Raw genomic sequence first — 18,507 nt, 5'->3', positions numbered from 1 at the left:
GGGCCCGGGAGCTGAGCCAGGGGTCGTGCTCCCACCAGTCGATGCCGATCTGGCGCGCGGTGTCCACCGAGGCGATGACGAGCCGTAGCTTCAGGGTCAGCAACTCGATGTCGAGCAGGCTCACCCGGATGTCGCCGGCGATCACGATGCCCCGGTCGAGGACCCGCTCCAGGATGTCGCCGAGGTTGGCCGGCTCGTGCCCGGCCGGCAGGACCTGACCGGAGTTCTGCACCACGGACGGCGTACTGGTCATCTCAGCCCACCTCGCCCTTCCCCCGCTGGTAGCGCCGCACCCGGCGGTAGCCGAGCAGGGCGCCGTCGATGTCGAGCTCCACCTCGTAGAGGCCGAGCAGATCCGTCGACGCCGGGATCCGGCGGTCCTCGATCACCTCCACCCCGACCAGCCAGCCGTCCCGCACCGCCTTCAGCGACGTGGTCCCCACCGGTTCCCGGCTGGTCAACGCCACGATCTGCCGCAGCCCCTCACGGGCGGCCTCAGCGGCCGACAGCGGCTCGACGTACTCCTCGTCGTCGGTCCACTCGTCCTCCGGTTCCGGTTCACGCCGGCGGGTTCGGTCGCCGTCGCCGCGGATCCGCTCCATCGCGTACACCTCCTCCGCCGTCTCGCCGCCGCTGCCCCTCCGTCCGCCGGGTCCGCTCGGCTCCCGGCCGGGGGCCGCCCTGCCGGGTCCGTCGCACGACGGGCGCGGCGCGCGAGGTGCCGCCCGCCCGCCCGGCCGGCGCGGAGGTGCGCCGGCCGGGAAGGGGCGCCGCGGAGGTGCGGCCGGTCAGCCGCTCCAGGACCTGCTGCTGTCGCAGGTCCCGGTCGGCGGGGGAGAGCTCACCGGCGGCCACGGCCGCGTCCAGCTCCTCCAGCTCCCGCCGGATGTTGGCCGGGTGGTACTGCTGCGCCTCCGCCTCCCGGGCGATCACCCTCACCACGGCGGTCAGGCCACGCATCGGGGCGTACGGCAGGGTGAGCAGCGTCCAGAGGATGTCCACGCCTCACCTCGCCACCCGATCCGCGCTGGTGAAGTCGTACGGGGCGAGCGGCCCGAGCAGCCGCATCCGGACCAGGCCCCGCCGCTGCTCGGCGAACTCCTCGACGGCGTCGACGAACTCGTCCTCCCGGTCGGCGTCGACCAGGAAGGCGACGTTCGCCGCGTCCAGCTCGTGGCTCGGCGGCCGGTGGGCGCCCGACACCGCCAGCGGCGCCAGCGCGTCGAGCAGTTCCCGGCTCTCGGCGTCCCGCCGCAGCTCCACCGCCCTGCTGATGTACTCGCCGAGCCGGATCCGCTGCTCCCGGGTCACCCCCTCCGGCTGCCCACGCACCTGGTCGGCCAGGGTGGCGGCGGCGGGGTTGTCGTCCAGCACGCGCCGGATCAGCTCCGGTTCGTCGTAGCGGCCGTGCACGACGTACTGGACCCGCCCCTCGAGCTCGTCGAGCTCCGCGGCGAAACGGTCGCCCTGCGCGTCGAGCAGTTCGCGCACCGCGCCCGGCCCGGCGACCACCGTGCCGAACCGGACCGGCAGCACCGGAGCCACCGCGGCGGTGCCGTCGAGCAGCATCTGGTACGTCGTGAGGTCGGCCGGCCGGCCGACCGCCGCGTCCGGCGTCACCTCGCTCACCAGCGCGGCCACCGGGCCCTGCCGCACCACTGTCACCTCGCCCGGCGGGTCACCGACTCCCGGGGTGCCCGGCGTCGGCTCCACGTCGGACGGCACGATGCCGTAGAGGAAGAGGCCGTCCTGCTCACTCATCGTCGTACTCCTCGTTCCGGCGGCGGCGCCGGGGCCGTGCGCGGTCGCGATCCCCGTCCGAGCCGAGCTCGCCGACCGCGTCGCGGACCGCTCCGCCGATCGCCCCCACCGTCTTGCCGAGGCCGGCGGCCGCCTTGCCGGCGCCGACCGCACCGGATGCCCCCTCGACCAGGTCGGGCAGCCCCTTCTGGTTTCGCGGGGTGATGTCGAGCCGATCCACTGCCTGCGCGAACCGCAGGTACGTCTCGACGCTCGCCACCACCACCCGGGCGTTGATCTCCAGCAGTTGGATGCCGACCACGGCCACGGAGATCTGGGCGTCGATCACCACGCCCTTGTCGAGCACGGTCTCCACCACGTCCGCCAGGCTGGACGACGATCCGCTGCGCTCCAACGCGCTGCCGGCCTGTCCGTCAGTCGTCGCGACGGTCATTCGTCCGACACCTCCCTTCGACGGCGGACCGCGGGGCGGCGCGGAGGCGCGGGCGCGCGGCGGGGCCGGGGTTCCTCGGCGGATTCCCGCTCCTCGGACGGGCGCGCGCGGCGTGCCCGCTCGGGCGCGCGCCGGCGCACCGGTCGCGGCTCCTCGGGCTCCTCCTCGTACTCCTCGCGGTCCTCGTCGTACTCGTCCTCGTACTCGTCGTACTCCTCGTCGGCCGGGCGACGGCGCGCCGGCCGGCGGCGCGTGCCCGCGGCGGAGCGGGTGGGGCGCGGTTCCTCCTCGGGGCGCTCCTCGTCCGGCTGCTCCTGCCCCTCCGGCTCCGGCCGCTCGCGCTCCTGCTCCTCGCGTACAGCCGTCTCGTGGTCCTTGACCACCCGCGAGTCCTCGATCTCGCCCCGCCAACCGGCCACCGAGTCGGGGTCGAGGACGGTCCGCGTCATCACGTGCCGGACGAAGTGCTTCAGCTCCAGCCGTACGCGCCGCCCCTGGGCACGCCACAGGTTCCCGGTGTGCTCGAAGAGCCCCTGGGGGTGGTACTCGAGCACGACCAGGATGCGGGTCAGGTCCGGGGTGAGCTCGTGGAAGCTGACGGTGCCGTCGACCGAACCCTTCTCGCCCTTCGAGCGCCAGTGGATGAGCCGGTCCGGGATCTGCCGGACGATCGTCGACTCCCACGTCCGGTGCGACCAGAAGACCTGCGCCTTCCACCTGAGCTTCTCGTCGGACTCCGTGTCGATGTTCTCGACCTTCTTCATGAAGCTCGGGAAGTCGCCGAACCGGGTCCACTGGTCGTACGCGACGCGGGCCGGCACGCCGACCTCGACCGTCTCGACGATGTTCGTCACCTTGATCTTGCGGGCGCCGCCGCCCGTACGCTCCTTGCGTCGGCCGAGCGCCGACATCACCTTCTCCTTACCACCGGCCACCCCGGCGTGGATCATCGCTTTCATCGGGGAGTCACCCTCGGCCATCCGCTGCGCGCCGGTGGCGGCCGCGATCAGGCCGGGGCCGCCGCCCTGCTTGGCGTACTCGCTGAGCCGGTGTGTCGCGCCGGTGACCTTCTCGGTCACCGCGTGGGCGGCCCGTTCACCGAGCGCTTCGGCCAGGTTCCGCACCTCGTCGGCGAGCTGGCCGCGGACCTTGTCGCCCAACCCACCACTGCTCGGGTTCGGTGCCATGCTCATCGCCCCCGCCGCTGGCCGGCGGGCTCGGCCCCGTCCGCCGACGACTCGGAGTCACCCGACGCCTGACCCGTGATCGAGGCGGTGCGGCGGCGCAGCGCGTCGGCCGAGCTGTGCAGCTTGCCGCTGAGCGCGTCGACTCCGCTGCCGGCGGCGGCGGTGGCCGCCGCCTTGCCGGCCATCGCCAGCGGGCCGCCGAGACGGCCGAGGTTGCCCAGGTGGGGTGAGGAGCTCAACAGGTCCGCGCCCCGTTTCCACAACCCGCCCGGGTGCATGCTCGCCCTCCCCGCCGCGACGGCGGCGGCCAGGGCGAGCGCGGTACGAAGTTTGCGGCGCCGACCGATCAGATAGCCGAGGCCGACCGCGAGTCCGATTCCTGCTCCTCTGTTCATCAATTCTCCTTCGCTCCCCGCTGTTCGGACGCCTGCTGCCGTCGGGGCCGAAAGGGGCCCGCTGATCGACGTGGCCGGGACTCTCCGTCAGGTGTCCCGTATTAGCGGACCCGGCGGGCAGTACCCCAGGGTCAGAAAGCGAAACCGCAGACGCAATTTCGTCGCGGGTCCGGGGAATTGAATTACGAAGGCGGTGCGATGAACCGTCAAAACGGACTTCAGGGCGCGTACGAGCAGTTCAAATACGAGAAGTGGGCATCGCTACAGCTACCGCGAGAATGGTGTCAGAGAGCCGGCGGCGTGGCATCGAGGGAGATTTCGGCGTACACCTTGTCGCCGTTCGCACGCAGTTTTGCACCGGATTTCCCGAGCACTTGGAGAGCCTGCGTGTTGTCCGGAGTCGTCTCCGCGACGACGGTACGCATGCCAGCCGCGGCAGCCTCGTTGAGCAATTCCCGCAGAGCCGCCCCGCCGAGGCCCTGGCCGCGCGCCGACCGCCCCAGCCACATACCGGTCTCGACCGTGCCGGGCTCGTCGCGGCGGGTCATCCGGACCATCCCGACCACCTCACCGCCCGCCAGGATCGCGTACATCTGGGTGCGGGTCGGGCCGCCGAGCCCGGCGAAGCTGGCGCGGTGGAACTCGCGGAAGGCCTCCCGGCGCGCGTGCGACCAGCCCGCCGGCGCCGCGACCGGCGGCATCACCTCGCCCGGCTCCGCCTCGGCCGCCGCTACGGAGAGCAACGGCTCGAGGTTCCATTCGCTCATCGGCTCCAACCGGACCGCACCCGTCACGTCGCGCAGTTTGCCGCGCTCACCGGCAGAAGTCCACCCCGTCGGGGCGCTACTGACGGTCCGTCGAGAGGGACCGGCCGGTCGGATGGCATCGCGCGTGCTTCACGCTCCGCTATGGTCCGGGCCGAACTCGCAGAGCACCACGGATGCGTCGTCGACCCGCTTGTGCCGGCGTAGCCGGTCGGCGAGGTCCCGCTCGGCGGCCCGGACCTGTTCGATCAACGCGCCCGGCCCCGCCGTGGTCACCAGATCGAGCAGCCCGGCCCAGTCGACGAGGCCGAACTGCTCCACCGCGCTGGACGCTCCGTCACTGAGCAACGCGGCCCGCCGCAGGGCGCCCGGCCCGTGCAGGGGCACCGTGCCGGTCACCGCGTGGAACGCCGCGTCCGGGTCGGCGGCGGCCACCCAGTAGCCGTGCGTCTTGTTCATGCGTTCCCGCTGGAGGCCGACCGCGTGCCGGAACCGGGTCAGCGGGTCCGCCATCGCCCCCGCCGGCACCGCGGCGACGGCCTCCCGGAGCTCGGCCATCGCCCGATCCAGCCGGTCGTCGGAGACGACGCTGACCCGGCCACCTGCCTCCAGCACCAGCGGGCTGTCGCAGAGCACCAGGTAGTCCACCTGGTCACCGCCCTCCCGGAGCAGGCAGACGGTGCTGGACGGGGTGCCCGGATGGTCCAGGTCGCAGGCGTCGCCGTGGTCCGCGCGCACCGCGAGGATGGCCGCGGCGAGATTGCTCATCAACGACGCCGTCGGGCGGGCCGCCTCGGCCAGCCCGATCCGGGCGGCCAGGTGCCGGACATACCACTCCGGCCCGTGTACGCAGCCGGTGTCGAAGCCCTCCGGGACGGTCGCGCCGTCGAGGACGCCGACCAGCGCTCCGAACCGGAACACGACGTCCTCGTTCACCTGCCGTCCGGGGGCTGGAGCGGAGGCGGAGCGGACCCGCATCAGCGGAGCCCGCCCCACCGCCCGCACCGGCTCAACGGCGGAACTCACCGGCGGCCTCGTGCGCCTGCCCACGCATCTGGTGGGCGGCCGACCGGCCCTGCTCCCGGATGGCGGCCGCACCCTTGATGGCGGTGGAGCCGACGGACTGCGCCGCCTGCCGGGCCGGCTGCCGCATGCTGTCGCGGAACCCGTGCCCGAACTGACCGGCCTGCTCACGCAGCTCGCCCGAGTGCTGGCCGATCTGCTGGCTGACCATGCCCCGGGCCTGCCCGGCCAACTGCCGTTCGCGACGGCTCGCCGGTAGCAGAGCGGACACCAGCAGGCCGGCGCCGAAGGCGATCAGGCCGGCCGCCAGCGGGTTGCCGTGCATCTGCTCACGGGACTGCTGCCCGACGGAGCGTGCCTCGTCCCGCACCGAACCGGCGGCGGAGGACATCCGGTGCCCGGCCTGCTGGCCCATGTGCTGGGCCGAGTCGGCGGCGGACGACATCCGCTGTCCGGCCTGCTGGCCCATGTGCTGGACATTGCCGGCGGCGGACGACATCCGCGATCCGGCGGCGTCCCCCATGTGTGCCGAGGTACCCATCACCTTCTCCTTCATCCGGGTGAGCGCACCACGCGCTTCCCCGACGCGGTCGCCCGCGATCCGGCGCGGGCTGACCTTATCGGCCAGCGCGTCGATGTTGTCACTCAGATCTCGCCGGGTGTACTCGATCTGCTGTCGGATCCGATCCGCATCGGTCGACATCATCTACTCCCTCCCGGCCGGGGTCACCGGCCGCGCAGCGCGTCCGGCACCTGCCGCGCGGTCTGCTGCGTCCGTGGCAACAGCCCACCGATCTGGCGCAGCTTCGACCGCCCCAGGGCGAGCGTGATGGCGGTGACCACCGCCCAGAACGCCGCCACGATCAGCGCGGCCCAGCCCTGGTCCATCACATTGGACAGACCCCACCAGGCCGCGTACGAGAGGAACAGCACCGTCAGGAAGCCGGCCAGCGCCGCTCCACCGAACATGCCCCCGGCCTTACCGGCCTGGGTGGCCTCCTCGCGCAGCTCCGCCTTGGCGAGCTCCACCTCCTGCCGGAACAGGGTCGACATGTCACGGGTCACGTCACCCAGCAGGTCGCCGACCGACTGGGTGCGCTCCGTCACCGGGGCGCTCACGGTGCCACCCCGCCGGAGATCCCGGGGTCCTGACGCCGGCCGTCGGGCGAAATGTTCTGTGCCCGCGACATACCGGCGTACGGACCCGCCGGCTCGTACGGCGCCCTGACCTGCTGCTCGTACGGGCCGGTCTCCGCCCGGCGACCCATCTGGTCACCGGAGCGCCGGCCGTTGCCCGACGAACTCATGTTCCGGACGAACCGGCCGAACAGCAGTCCGGCCACAGCCGTGCCGGCCAGGAACGCGCCGGGGTGCCGGCGGGCGTACCCGCGCACGTCGTGCAGCAGGTCGGCAGGCTCGTTCTCGTCGAGCCACCCGGCTGCCCGCTGCGCCACGTCGGCCGCCCGGCGGACGGCCTCACCGGCGAGCTGGGACTCGCTTCCCTGCGCCATCGAGTCGAGGTCGCGCCCGAGGCCGCGCAACCCTTCGGCGGCCCGGTGCTTCTGCGACTCGGCCTGGTCACGCAGCTGCGAGCCGGCCTCGCCGGTCAGGTTCCGCACCTGCTGACGCGCCTGCGCGCTCACTTCCCGGCCCTGTTCGGCCATGGCGTGACCGACCTGGCCGCCGGCCTGCGCGGTCTGATGCCCGACCCGGGAGGCCTGCTGGCGGGCCTGCTCGGTGGTGCTGTCCGGCGGTCTGCTCTTGTTGATCGCCGTCATCACACGCTCCCTTCCTCTGCCCCCGGCCACGGTGGGACCCGGGACGTCTGCGGCCTACCCGCCGGGTCCGGCGACATTCGTTGGTCGGCGGCCGGCGAGCGGCCGGGAGGGTCCGGGGAATCGGCCAGACCCGGCGGGCTCGTCGGGCCGGGCGATCGGCGGGCACGATCGGACGAGCGGGGCCATCCCCGACGGGGTGACCGGAGGTGCCCGGTCGGGCGGATCCCGCGACGGGCGACACCGGACGTCGGCCCCACGCGGTGCTCCCGGCGCGGTCGGGATCCCGGGGGCGTCGTGGGCCGACCCGGTCGAGCCGCGACAGCCAGGACGAGTCGGCATCCACCGGGCGCGGCCATGGACCTCGGCGGTGGCGGCCCGGGCAGAGGCAGCCCGTGTCAGCGGCGGCACGAGGCAGCGGCGGCCCGGGTCAACGGCGGCGGTTGCGGGCGCGGGAGGAGCGCAGGCGGCGCAGCCGGCCGATGAGCACCGGCTCGGCGGCGAGCGCGGCCGGGTTGTCGAGCAGTCCGTTGAGCAGCTGGTAGTAACGGGTCGCCGAGAGGCCGAAGACGTCGCGGATGGCCTGCTCCTTCGCCCCGGCGTGCCGCCACCACTGCTGCTCGAACGCGAGAATCGCCTGCTCGCGCTCGGTGAGCCCGGCCTGCACCCGGGCCGCGTCCGCCGGCCGACCCGTGGTGTCCGCCGCTGCCGGCTCCGTCGCGGACACCGCCGCCACGTCCGCGCCGTCCGCCTCGACGACCCCGACGACCTCGCCGGGGACGGCCTCCACGGCGGGCGCGGGCCGGGGCGGCGGCACGGGCCGGGACGTCGCTCGCGACGCCGCGTCGTGCGGCCGGTCGGCCACCTGCTCAGCTGCGCGGGGAGCGGGGGTCCGCGCAGCGCCGGCGGAGTCCGCGGGAGCGTTCGTGGGCGGCTCGGCGGCGGCCGGGGCGGCGTCGGCAGGCTGCATGGCGCTCCTCGGTCGGACGGGCCGGCACGGCGACGCCGACCGGGGACACCAGCCTAACCAGGGCGGACGCCTGTCGCATCCGGCGTCACCGCGGCATTCGGGGCAGTGGTTGCGGCATCGACGAGGGCCGCCCACCGGGTCTCCCCGATGGACGGCCCAGCCGTCGCTCGACGGACGACGTCAGGAACCGACGTCGCAGCCGCGGCGCGGAATCAGGAGATGTCGCGCCGGCGCATCGCCCAGAGCGCCGCCCCGAGGACCACCACGACGCCCACCCCCAGCAGCACCGACGACTGCTGCCAGGTGATGTCGAACGTCTCGGGCTTGCACTCCCCGAAGACCGTGGCGTTGCACGAGTCCCAGTCCTGCAGGGTCACCTTCTTCTGCATCCAGGCGAGCGCGTACGTCGGCAGCAGCCACATCTCCATGAACCGGACGTTCGCCATCTCGAGCATGATGCCCAGCCCGAACTGGCCGACCACCGCCACCGCGACGACGCCGCCGAGGGCCATGGCGGTGTGCCGTCCCAGCGAGGCCAGGGCGAAGCCCACAGTGGTGACGACCAGCACCAGCACCACGGCGCGTACCCCGGTCAGGGCGAGCGACTGCCACACCCCGCTGGTCACCTTCTCGGTACTGCCGCGGAACGTGGCGACCAGCCAGAACCCGGCGAACCACGCCACCGCGGCGGGCAGCGTCACCGCGAGCATCCCGGTGAGCAGCGCCGCGAGCTTGGTCAGCAGTACGGTCAGCCGCTTGGGGCGCCACAGCAGGAGGTTCATCATGCCGCCGCTGCTCCATTCGGCACCGACGAAGGACGCGCCGATCACGAAGCCGACCAGGGCCAGGATCGCCGCGAACGGAATCAGCGTCTCGGGGAACGTCTCGCGGAAGTTGAACGTCGACGGCAGGAACCACGAGGCCTCGATCGCCTCCCGGGGAGGCGCACTGATCACCGAGCAGTCGTCGGGGTAGCGGCCGTCGTTCGGCGTGCCGGCGGCCTTGGCGGCCTCGCAGGCAGCCCGCTCCTGCTCGCTCCAGCGGACCTGCTGTTCGTACTGCTGGTCGGCCTGACGCTCGGCTCCGGCCACGGCGTCGGCGTCGAGCTTCTGGTTGGTGAAGAACGTCCCGAGCACCACGGCGACGAGCACCAGCAGGCCGAGCAGCGTCATGTAGCGGGTGAACCGCCGCTTGGTCAGCCGGCGCAACTCCGTACGGTAGAGGCTCACGCCCCCCACCCCCCTCCGGTGGCCTCGGACTGCTCCGACCCACCGACCTTCAAGGACTGGTCGACCTGCCGGTGCTGACCCGGAACGGGTGCGGTGGCGGTCAGTTCGAGGAAGACGCTCTCCAGGTCGACGGTGACCGGCGACAGTTCGCTGACGTAGAGGCCCTGCTCGGCGAGGAGCCGGGTCACCGTGGCCGGCTTGTCGACACCGGCGAGCATCAGGTGGTCGGCCTGCCCGCTGACCCGGATCCCGGAGCGGGTGAGCGCGTCGGCGGCGGCCGGCAGGTCGGCCGTGGCCTCCAGGCGTACCCGTACCGCCCCGGAGGAGTGCTGCGCCAGCACCTCGTCGACCGGCCCGAAGGCGACCCGGCGGCCGAGCGAGATGATGGTGACCGAGTCGCAGATCAGCTGGATCTCGCCGAGGATGTGGCTGGAGAGCAGCACCGTCATGCCGGATTCGGCCAGGTTGCGGGTGAGCGTACGCATCTCCCGGATGCCGCCCGGGTCGAGGCCGTTGGCCGGCTCGTCCAGGATCAGCAGCTTCGGGTTCTTGAGCAGGGCGGAGGCGACCGCGAGGCGCTGCTTCATGCCGAGCGAGTAGGTCTTGACCCGCTCGCCGGCCCGGTCGCGGAGCCCGACCAGCTCCAGCACCTCGTCGATCCGGCTCGCCGGCACCTCACCGGCGGAGGCCAGCAGGGAGAGCGTGTCCCGGGCGGTGAAGTGCGGGAAGAACTGTGGGCTCTCCACGATCGCGCCGACCTGCCCGGCGACGACCGGCAGGGCCTCGGGCACCTCGTGGCCGAGGATGGACATCCGTCCACCGTCGGGCCGGATCAGACCGAGCAGCGTACGCAGGGTCGTGGTCTTGCCCGACCCGTTCGGGCCGAGAAAGCCGTGCACCTGCCCGGCCTCCACCCGCATGTCGAAACCGTCCAGCGCGTTGCGGGTACCGCGCCGACGGCTCTTGTAGGTCTTCCGTAGACCTTCGATCTCCAGGACAGCTGGCAAGCTGCACCTCCCCCGATGGTGGGCGTGACAGCGGACACCATACGCGGTATGCATCAGCGCGCAATACGCGGTATGCATCGACGCGCCGACCGGGGGTCCGGGAAGCGGCCGCCCGGTCATCGCCGAGGGTCCGAACAGACGGCCCCGCCGCAGGTCAGGCGCAGACGACCTGCACGCCTGCGACGCGGAACGCCTCGACCACCCCGGGGTCGGCGCCGGAGTCGGTGACAAGGGTCTCCACCCGGTCCACCGAGCAGATCCGGGCGAAGGCGTGACCGCCCAACTTGGACGAGTCGGCGATGATCACCACCCGCTTGGCCCGGGCCACCATGAGGCTGTTCATCGCCGCCTCGCCCTCGTGGTGGGCGGCGGCGCCGAGCTGCGGGTCGATCGCGTCCACGCCGAGCAGGGCGATGTCCAGGGTGACCTCGCGCAGCAGCGCCCCGCCGAGCGGGCCGACCAGCTCGAACGACTTCGGCCGGACCACGCCGCCGGCCACCACGACCTTCATCCGGGAGCGGACCAGCAGTTCGTTGGCGATGTTCAGCGCGTTGGTCACCACTGTCAACTGGGCGCCGTCGGTGTTGGTGTTCAGGTCCGGGCGCACGGCCAGGGCGCGGGCGACCTCGGTGCTGGTGGTGCCGCCGTTGAGGCCGACCACCGTGCCGGGCACGACCAGCGCCGCCGCGGCCGCCCCGATCCGCTGCTTCTCCGCCGAGTGCTTCGCGGTCTTGTAGCGCAGCGGCAGGTCGTACGAGACCCCGTTCGCCACCGCGCCGCCACGGGTGCGCGTGATCATCTGCTGCTGGGCGAGCTGGTCGAAGTCGCGCCGGATGGTTGCCTGGGAGACGTCCAGCCGCTCGGCCGCCTCCTCGACGCTGACCCGGCCGTCCTCGGTCAGCATCTCGAGCAGGGCGTTCCATCTGGCGTACCGGTCCACCTCGGGGCCCTCCAGCGACTGCACGTTCGGTGATTGATTGCGTGCACAGTAGTGCGCGAAACTACCCAGGCGCAAAACATTGACCTGCTCGATCCGGGTACCGGTTGCCACAGCCACCCGGTTTCGCGCAGAATGACGCGCGAAAGAGGGGCCTAACGAGCCCTATTGCGCACGGCCGCCTCCTGCGAGGAGTTCTCATGGCGTACGTCGACGCGGAGATCGCGAGCCAGCCCGACTGCTGGCGGAGGGCCGCGGAGCTGGCCGCCGGCGCCCGCGCCGAGCTGCCGACGCCCGGCGAGCGGGTCGCCGTCGTGGGTTGCGGCACCTCGTGGTTCATGGCCATGGCGTACGCGACGCTGCGCGAGCAGGCCGGTCAGGGCGAGACGGACGCCTTCCAGGCTTCGGAGTTCCCGACCGGCCGGCGCTACGACCGGCTGATCGGCATCACCCGCTCCGGCACCACCACCGAGGTGGTGGAGTTGCTCGACGCGCTCCACGGGCAGATCCCCACCACCGTCATCGTCGGCGACCCGGACTCCCCCGCCGCGCGGCTGGCCGACGCCTCGATCCTCATGCCGTTCGCCGACGAGCGCTCGGTGGTGCAGACCCGGTTCGCGACCACGGCGCTGGCCCTGCTCCGCGCCCACCTGGGCGAGAACCTCGACGCGCTCGCCGCCGACGCCGAGGTCGCCGTCCGGGCCCCGCTGCCGATCGACCCGAGCACCATCGGGCAGGTCACCTTCCTCGGTCGGGGTTGGACCGTCGGCCTCGCCCAGGAGGCCGCCCTGAAGTGCCGCGAGGCGGCCACCTTCTGGGCCGAGGCGTACCCGGCCATGGACTACCGGCACGGCCCGATCTCGATCGCCGCGCCCGGCCGGCTGGTCTGGGCGTTCGGCGCCCTCCCCGACGGGTTGCCGGAGGACGTCGCGGCGACCGGTGCGGCGTTCGTGCACAGTCGCACGCACGGCTGCCGTACCGTGCTCGGCAGCTGGTCGGCGGGGCGGAACCCGGTCGATCCGATGGCCGACCTGATCCTGGCCCAACGCTTCGCGGTCGCCCTCGCCACCAGCCGCGGCCTCGACCCGGACGCGCCCCGACACCTCACCAGGTCCGTGGTGCTCGCGTGAGCGAGCAGCGCCAGGGGACCATCCAGCAGAGCGACGAGGCGGTCGGCGTGGCCTCCGGTGACGTCGTCGTCGCACTCGACGTCGGCGGCACCGGCATGAAGTGCGCCCTGGTACGCCCGGACGGCGTCGCCGTGCACACCGAACGGCACCCGACGGAGGCGGCACGCGGCCCGGCGGCGGTCGTCGACACCATCCTGGACGTCGCCGAGGGGTTGGCCGGCAAGGCGCGCGCCGACGGCTTCACGCCCGTCGCGCTCGGCGTCGCCGTGCCGGGCGTGGTCGACGAGGCGCGCGGGGTGGCGGTCTGGTCGGCGAACGTCGGCTTCCGGGACGTACCGCTGCGGGACCTGGCGGTGGCGCGGCTCGGCCTGCCCGCGACGCTCGGCCACGACGTGCGGGCCGGTGGCATCGCCGAGGCCCGGCTCGGCGCCGGTCGCGGCGCCGGCCACGTCCTCTTCGTCGCGATCGGCACCGGCATCGCGGCGGCGCACGTGGTCGACGGCGCGGCGAGCCTCGGCGCACACGGCGCGGCCGGCGAGTTCGGGCACATCCTGGTCCGCCCGGGCGGTCCGCGCTGCGGCTGCGGCCGGCCCGGCTGCCTGGAGGCCGTCGCCTCGGCCTCGGCGGTCGCCCGCCGGTACGCGGAACTCTCCGGTACGCCGGGCACCGCGGCCGAGGTCGGCGAGCGGGCGGCGGCCGGTGAACCCGCCGCGGTGCGGGTCTGGCGGGAAACGGTCGAGGCGTTGGCCGACGGACTCGCCACCGCGCAGGCGCTCTTCGACGTCGCCACGATCGTGGTCGGCGGCGGGTTGGCGCAGGCCGGCGCGCGGCTGCTCGACCCGCTCCGGGCGGCGCTGCACGAGCGGATGACCTTCCACCGGCAGCCGCGCCTGGTCGCGGCTGCCCTCGGCGACGAGGCCGGCTGCCTCGGCGCCGCCCTGCTCGCCCTCGACGCCCGCCGTGGCGTCCCGACAACCATGGAGGCGCCATGACTCAGCGGGTCAGCGGCAAGGTGGTGACCCCGGCGGGCGTGATCCGGCAGGGCTGCGTCGAGTGGGACGGCGAGCGCATCACCGCGGTGGCCGAGTACCCGTCGGTCCACGACGGACACTGGATCCTGCCCGGCTTCGTGGACATGCACACCCACGGCGGTGGCGGGCACACCTTCACCACCGGCGACGCCGGGCAGGCCCGGCAGGCCGCCGCCTTCCACCTGCGGCACGGCACCACGTCGCTGCTGGCCAGCCTGGTCAGCTCCCCGTTCGAACTGATGCGGTCGGCCACCGCCGCGTTCCGCCCGCTCGTACAGGAGGGCGTGCTCGCCGGCATCCACTTCGAGGGGCCGTACCTCTCGGCGGCCCGGTGCGGCGCCCAGAACCCGGAGTACCTTCGTGACCCGTCCACCGACGAGCTCGCCGAGCTCGTCGAGCTGGGCGGCTCCGCCATCCGGATGATGACCCTCGCCCCCGAGCGGGACGGCGCGCTGGAGGCGGTGAAGCTGCTCACCGCGCACCGGGTGGTCGCCGCGGTGGGGCACACCGACGCCACGTACGACGAGACCCGGGCGGCCATCGCGGCGGGCGCGAGCGTCGGCACCCACCTGTTCAACGGGATGCGAGCGGTGCACCACCGCGAGCCCGGCCCGGTGACGGCCCTGCTGGACGCCCCGAACGTGGTGTGCGAGCTGGTCGCCGACGGCGTGCACCTGCACGACGGCATGCTGACCTTCGCCTCCTCGGTGGCCGGGCCCGAACGGTCCGCGCTGATCACCGACGCGATGGCCGCCGCCGGTATGCCCGACGGCGAGTACGAGCTGGGCGGTCAGGCGGTCACCGTCGCCGACGGGGTGGCCCGGCTCGCCCGCGACGGCGCGATCGCGGGCAGCACGCTGACCATGGACGCCGCGCTCCGGCACGCTGTCGCCGCCGGCATCCCGATGGCGGACGCCACCCGGATGGTCGCGACCACACCGGCCCGCGCGATCGGCCTCGGCGACCAGGTCGGCGCCCTCCAGGTGGGGCTCCGCGCCGACCTGGTGATGCTCGACGACGACCTCAACGTGGTCCGGGTGCTGCGGGCCGGTTCCTGGCAGGAGTGAGCCGCTTCCGCGGGCTGCGGGCTGCGGGCTGCGGGGCACCCAACACCCCACAACCTTTAGAGCTGAGTCGTTCGCGTCATCACCGACGCCCCAGGACTACATACACCGGGGCACCACGCTTCGGCAGCCGTCGACCCAGTCGGTGGTGCCACCGATGGCGACGCACACACGCCCAAGGCATCGCGTCCGGGCACCACCCCACACGCCGCGGCCGGGCACCTGAAAGTGGGGCATCACTGCGGCGGGAGACCTCGACATACCGGGAACTCGAGTCGATCAACGTCTGCGTCATCAGCTCTAAGCGCCGAACCAGCAACCCGCGCTCCGGCAGCCCGGCGGCGGGCAACAGCAGCGGGCAGCGGGCAGCGGCAAAAGTGCAGCAGGCCGCGGACCCCGGCCGGAGTCCGTCAGCCGGTGACGGTGGGGATCTCCACGCCGAGCACGGCCTGCTCGTCCGGGCGGTGCACGAGCACGTCCGACAGGTACGACTGCACGGCAGGAGCCATGCCGACGTCCCGACCGGCCCGCTCGGAGAGCAGCCACTTGTGCTCGATGATCTGCGTGAAGAGCTCCTGCGGTTCCAGCTTTCGCCGCAGGTGGGCCGGCACCGCCCGCACCACCGGCTCGAAGACCTCGGTCAGCCAGCGGTGCGCGGCCTGCTGCTCGTCGCTGAGGTCGCTCTCGGCGCGGTAGGCGTCCAGATCGTTCAGGAGCTTGCGGGCCTGGTTCTCCTCGGCGTCCAGGCCGGTGAGCCGCAGCAACCGGCGGGTGTGGTAGCCGGCGTCGACGACCTTCGGGCGGACCAGGTAGCGCCCGTCGGCGATTGTCGACATGGCCACCTCGGCGACGTCGAAGCCCAGCTCGTTGAGGCGGCGGATCCGGCTCTCGATGTCGTGCCGCGCCTCCCGCTCGACCTGCTGCTCGTAGGTGATCTCGTGCCAGAGCCGCTCGTAGCGCTGCACCACCTCCTCGGAGACCGTCTCCGGGTCGATCGACTCGTGCAGCAACCCGGCCGCCTGCAGGTCCAGCGCCTCGCCGAAGATGTTCACCCGGGCGATCTCCAGGTCCTCGCCGCGCTGACCGTTGGAGAGGGAGTTGTGCAGCGCGCCCGTCTCCGCGTCCACCAGGTAGGCGGCGAAGGCGCCCGCGTCCCGGCGGAACAGGGTGTTGGAGAGCGAGCAGTCGCCCCAGAAGAAGCCGGTCAGGTGCATCCGCACGATCAGCGCGGCGAGCGCGTCGAGCAGCCGGCTCATCGTCTCCGGCCGCAGCGTGTGCGAGAAGAGCGCCCGGTACGGCAGCGAGAACTGCAGGTGCCGGGTGATCAGCACCGATTCGAGGGGTTCGCCGTCGTCACTCTGCCGGTCCGCGACGACCGCCACCGCCTCCACCGCCGGGAAGTCGATCCGCTCCAGGGCCCGGAGCAGGTCGTACTCCCGCTCGGCGATCCGCTCGCGGGTCTCCTTGAACGCGTAGACGTAGTCACCGAGCCGGACAAAACGAACGACGTGCCGGGAGATGCCCTGCGGCAGCGCCACCAGGTGCTGGGCAGGCCACTCCTCCAGCGGTGTCGACCACGGGAGGTCGAGCAGCGCCGGGTCGACGAGAGCAGACGTGATCCGCACGCGGACAAGTGTGACCGGTCCGTCCCCGCAACGCTTCCCATCGTGGTTGGGCCCACAGCGCCGCCCGGTAGCGTGTTCGGATGCGCAACACCGCAGGGGTACGCGAACCGGTGCGGCTGCGACCGGTGCGGCCGGCCGGCTGGTGGTACGACGCACTGCTGGTCGCCGCCCTCGTCGGCCTGACCGTCGCGCTCACCGACCACCAGCTCTTCGGCATCGACCGGACGGTGGCGGACTGGGCGCAGGAGCACCGCCCGGCGGCGGCGTACTGGGCGGCCCGGGTGTTGAACCTGCTCGGCCAGGGCACCCCGCTGACCCTGATCGCGGCCGGGCTCGGGGTGCTGGTCGCGGTCCGGGTCCGCTCGATCCGGCCGGTCCTGCCGGCGGTCGTCGCGTTCGTGCTCACCTACCTGACCATCGGGCCGCTCAAGGTGTGGACGGCCCGACCGGCGCCGAGCGCCAGCATCAAGGAGCCGTTCCTGCCGCCCGAGCAGACCCTGCCACTCTTCCAGGAGCACCTGCCGGTGCGTTTCGCCCAGTCGTACCCGTCCGGACACGTGGCCAACGCGATCGTCTGGTACGGCGTGCTGGCGCTGCTGCTCGCCCCGCTGCTGCGCACCTACGGCCGTACCGTCCCACCCCGGCTCGTCCTCGCGATCCGGGTGCTCCCCCCGCTTGTCGTGCTCTGCACCACCACCTACCTGGGCTGGCACTGGCTCACCGACTCGGTGGCCGGGCTGCTGCTCGGCCTCTTCCTGGACCGGCTGTTGCATCGGGTGCCGTGGGACGACGTACCGCTGCCGGGCCGCCTGGCCTGGTCGCAGCGCACCCGGTTGTTCACCTCCGGCCCGTAGCCTCGCCCGCCGTGAGCCAACTGGAACGCCGGCTGGGCGTACCCGATGCGGTCCTCATCGGCCTGGGGTCGATGCTCGGCGCGGGCGTCTTCGTGGTCTTCGGCCCGGCGGCGGCCGCATCCGGCGGCGCCGGGCTGCTGCCCGCCCTGGTGCTGGCCGGCTTCATCGCCTTCTGCAACGCGACCAGCTCCGCCCGGCTGGCCGCCCGCTACCCGGAGTCCGGCGGCACGTACGTCTACGGCCGGGAACGCTTGGGCCCGTTCGCCGGGTTCGTCGCCGGCTGGGGTTTCGTGGTCGGCAAGACGGCGAGCTGCGCGGCGATGGCGCTGACCATCGGGGCGTACCTCTGGCCGGGGCAGGCCCGGCTGGTCGCCGTCGCCGCCGTGCTGGCGGTGACCGCGGTGAACCTGCGTGGCATCGGCAAGACCGCGGCCGTGACGAAGGCGCTGGTCGGGCTGGTGCTCGCGGTGCTGACGCTGGTCGCGGTCACCGGCCTGATCGGCGGGTCGGTCGAGCTGGACCGGCTGGCCGATCCCGGGGGTTCCGGTCGAGGTGTGCTCACCGCCGCCGGCCTGCTCTTCTTCGCCTTCGCCGGGTACGCCCGGATCGCCACCCTCGGCGAGGAGGTACGCGACCCGGAGCGGACCATCCCCCGGGCGGTGCCGATCGCGCTCGGCGTCGTGCTCGGCACCTACCTGGTGCTCGCCGTCGTCGCGCTCGGTGTGCTGGGGGCGGACCGGCTGGCCGGCTCCGCCGCGCCCCTGGCCGACGTGGTGACGGCGGCCGGGCTGCCGGGGCTCCCCTGGGTGGTCCGCGCGGGGGCCACCGTCGCGGTCACCGGCGTGCTGCTCTCGCTGCTCGCCGGGGTGGGTCGCACCCTGTTGGCGATGGCCCGCCGCCGGGACGTGCCGGCCGCGCTCGCCGCCGTGCACACCCGGCACCGGGTGCCGCACCGGGCCGAGATGGCGGTCGCTGCTGTGGTGATCCTGGTGGTGCTGCTCGGCGACGTCCGGCACGCGATCGGCTTCTCCAGCTGCACGGTGCTCGTCTACTACGCGATCACCAACGCGGCGGCGCTCACCCTCGGCCGCGACCCGGGCCGCCGGCTGCCGGTCCGGGCGCTCGCCGTGCTGGGGCTGGCCGGCTGCCTGCTGCTCGCCGTCAACCTGCCGCCGACCAGCGTCATCGCCGGCTTCGCGGTGCTCGCCGTCGGCGCCGTCTGGTACGCGCTCCGCCCCTCCGCCGCTCCCCGCTGATCGTGAGGTGGTCGCACGGACACGCCGGGCGGGTCCGCGGCAACCTCAGGCTCGGCGGGGTGGGGC

Annotated in this window: 20 protein-coding genes and 2 pseudogenes; 5 read left to right on the top strand and 17 right to left on the bottom strand. The window is 73.2% G+C overall.

Annotated features, from left to right (window positions below):
* Positions 1-58 precede the first annotated feature (58 nt).
* From gvpJ (E1211_RS33945) to E1211_RS20340, 16 genes and pseudogenes are all read right to left on the bottom strand, one after another.
* A pseudogene (gvpJ, locus tag E1211_RS33945) lies at positions 59-211 on the bottom strand (gas vesicle protein GvpJ); the annotation flags it as partial.
* 43 nt (positions 212-254) lie between these two features.
* Entirely contained in the window at positions 255-602 is a 348-nt protein-coding gene (locus E1211_RS20410) for a gas vesicle protein (RefSeq protein WP_132350606.1), read from the bottom strand.
* Complete coding sequence (locus E1211_RS20405; RefSeq protein WP_132350605.1) at positions 559-1,002, bottom strand: gas vesicle protein GvpG; 444 nt, start codon at positions 1,000-1,002, stop codon at positions 559-561. The genes E1211_RS20410 and E1211_RS20405 overlap by 44 nt, the downstream gene beginning before the upstream one ends.
* A gap of 3 nt (positions 1,003-1,005) precedes the next feature.
* The gene (locus E1211_RS20400) at positions 1,006-1,761 is read right to left on the bottom strand and encodes a GvpL/GvpF family gas vesicle protein (RefSeq protein WP_132350604.1); all 756 of its coding nucleotides are present in this window, start codon (positions 1,759-1,761) and stop codon (positions 1,006-1,008) included.
* A 217-nt stretch (positions 1,762-1,978) separates the two neighbouring features.
* Positions 1,979-2,194 (bottom strand): annotated as a pseudogene (gvpJ, locus tag E1211_RS33940) (gas vesicle protein GvpJ); the annotation flags it as partial.
* Positions 2,191-3,387: an SRPBCC family protein gene (locus tag E1211_RS20390; RefSeq protein ID WP_243709617.1), complete on the bottom strand. Its 1,197-nt coding sequence runs from the start codon at positions 3,385-3,387 to the stop codon at positions 2,191-2,193. The gene E1211_RS20390 and the pseudogene gvpJ (E1211_RS33940), both read right to left, overlap by 4 nt.
* A complete protein-coding gene (locus E1211_RS20385; protein WP_132350602.1) occupies positions 3,384-3,776 on the bottom strand; it encodes a hypothetical protein in 393 nt (130 codons plus the stop codon). The genes E1211_RS20390 and E1211_RS20385 overlap by 4 nt, the downstream gene beginning before the upstream one ends.
* A 284-nt stretch (positions 3,777-4,060) precedes the next feature.
* Positions 4,061-4,570, bottom strand: coding sequence for a GNAT family N-acetyltransferase (locus E1211_RS20380; protein WP_132350601.1), 510 nt, complete (start codon positions 4,568-4,570; stop codon positions 4,061-4,063).
* A 102-nt stretch (positions 4,571-4,672) separates the two neighbouring features.
* Positions 4,673-5,566 carry a hypothetical protein gene (locus E1211_RS20375; protein WP_132350600.1) on the bottom strand — a complete coding sequence of 298 codons (894 nt, stop codon included), beginning with the start codon at positions 5,564-5,566 and terminating at the stop codon, positions 4,673-4,675.
* Entirely contained in the window at positions 5,550-6,266 is a 717-nt protein-coding gene (locus E1211_RS20370; RefSeq protein ID WP_165947303.1) for a DUF3618 domain-containing protein, read from the bottom strand. The genes E1211_RS20375 and E1211_RS20370 overlap by 17 nt, the downstream gene beginning before the upstream one ends.
* Positions 6,267-6,289: 23 nt before the next feature.
* The gene (locus E1211_RS20365; protein ID WP_132350598.1) at positions 6,290-6,682 is read right to left on the bottom strand and encodes a phage holin family protein; all 393 of its coding nucleotides are present in this window, start codon (positions 6,680-6,682) and stop codon (positions 6,290-6,292) included.
* Positions 6,679-7,341, bottom strand: coding sequence for a hypothetical protein (locus tag E1211_RS20360; protein WP_132350597.1), 663 nt, complete (start codon positions 7,339-7,341; stop codon positions 6,679-6,681). The genes E1211_RS20365 and E1211_RS20360 overlap by 4 nt, the downstream gene beginning before the upstream one ends.
* Positions 7,342-7,768: 427 nt before the next feature.
* On the bottom strand, positions 7,769-8,308 hold the full coding sequence (locus E1211_RS20355) for a DUF3263 domain-containing protein (RefSeq protein ID WP_132350596.1): 540 nt from the start codon (positions 8,306-8,308) through the stop codon (positions 7,769-7,771).
* Between the two features lie 212 nt (positions 8,309-8,520).
* Positions 8,521-9,537 carry an ABC transporter permease subunit gene (locus E1211_RS20350; protein WP_132350595.1) on the bottom strand — a complete coding sequence of 339 codons (1,017 nt, stop codon included), beginning with the start codon at positions 9,535-9,537 and terminating at the stop codon, positions 8,521-8,523.
* Positions 9,534-10,457 (bottom strand): ATP-binding cassette domain-containing protein, encoded by a 924-nt coding sequence (locus E1211_RS20345; protein WP_207915448.1) that lies wholly within the window; start codon positions 10,455-10,457, stop codon positions 9,534-9,536. The genes E1211_RS20350 and E1211_RS20345 overlap by 4 nt, the downstream gene beginning before the upstream one ends.
* A 241-nt stretch (positions 10,458-10,698) precedes the next feature.
* Positions 10,699-11,484: a DeoR/GlpR family DNA-binding transcription regulator gene (locus E1211_RS20340; protein WP_132350609.1), complete on the bottom strand. Its 786-nt coding sequence runs from the start codon at positions 11,482-11,484 to the stop codon at positions 10,699-10,701.
* A gap of 197 nt (positions 11,485-11,681) precedes the next feature.
* Between E1211_RS20340 and E1211_RS20335 the strand changes: the two genes are divergently transcribed.
* Genes E1211_RS20335 through nagA form a run of 3 tightly spaced genes read left to right on the top strand, consistent with a single transcriptional unit; the run spans position 11,682 to position 14,709 of the window.
* Positions 11,682-12,611, top strand: coding sequence for an SIS domain-containing protein (locus E1211_RS20335; protein ID WP_132350593.1), 930 nt, complete (start codon positions 11,682-11,684; stop codon positions 12,609-12,611).
* Positions 12,612-12,658: 47 nt separating this feature from the next.
* Positions 12,659-13,603: an ROK family protein gene (locus tag E1211_RS20330; RefSeq protein ID WP_132350608.1), complete on the top strand. Its 945-nt coding sequence runs from the start codon at positions 12,659-12,661 to the stop codon at positions 13,601-13,603.
* Positions 13,600-14,709 carry an N-acetylglucosamine-6-phosphate deacetylase gene (nagA, locus tag E1211_RS20325; RefSeq protein ID WP_132350592.1) on the top strand — a complete coding sequence of 370 codons (1,110 nt, stop codon included), beginning with the start codon at positions 13,600-13,602 and terminating at the stop codon, positions 14,707-14,709. The genes E1211_RS20330 and nagA overlap by 4 nt, the downstream gene beginning before the upstream one ends.
* Before the next feature lie 407 nt (positions 14,710-15,116).
* Here the strand turns inward: nagA and E1211_RS20320 are convergent, their stop codons facing one another.
* The gene (locus tag E1211_RS20320) at positions 15,117-16,331 is read right to left on the bottom strand and encodes a DUF4032 domain-containing protein (RefSeq protein ID WP_132350591.1); all 1,215 of its coding nucleotides are present in this window, start codon (positions 16,329-16,331) and stop codon (positions 15,117-15,119) included.
* An 80-nt stretch (positions 16,332-16,411) separates the two neighbouring features.
* Here E1211_RS20320 and E1211_RS20315 point away from each other — a divergent pair, with 80 nt between their 5' ends.
* A complete protein-coding gene (locus tag E1211_RS20315; protein ID WP_132350590.1) occupies positions 16,412-17,185 on the top strand; it encodes a phosphatase PAP2 family protein in 774 nt (257 codons plus the stop codon).
* 11 nt (positions 17,186-17,196) lie between these two features.
* Positions 17,197-18,441: an APC family permease gene (locus tag E1211_RS20310; RefSeq protein WP_132350589.1), complete on the top strand. Its 1,245-nt coding sequence runs from the start codon at positions 17,197-17,199 to the stop codon at positions 18,439-18,441.
* Positions 18,442-18,507 lie beyond the last annotated feature (66 nt).

Source organism: Micromonospora sp. 15K316 (assembly GCF_004348525.1).
Classification (GTDB): domain Bacteria; phylum Actinomycetota; class Actinomycetes; order Mycobacteriales; family Micromonosporaceae; genus Micromonospora.
This window is presented reverse-complemented; position numbering and strand designations above follow the sequence as displayed.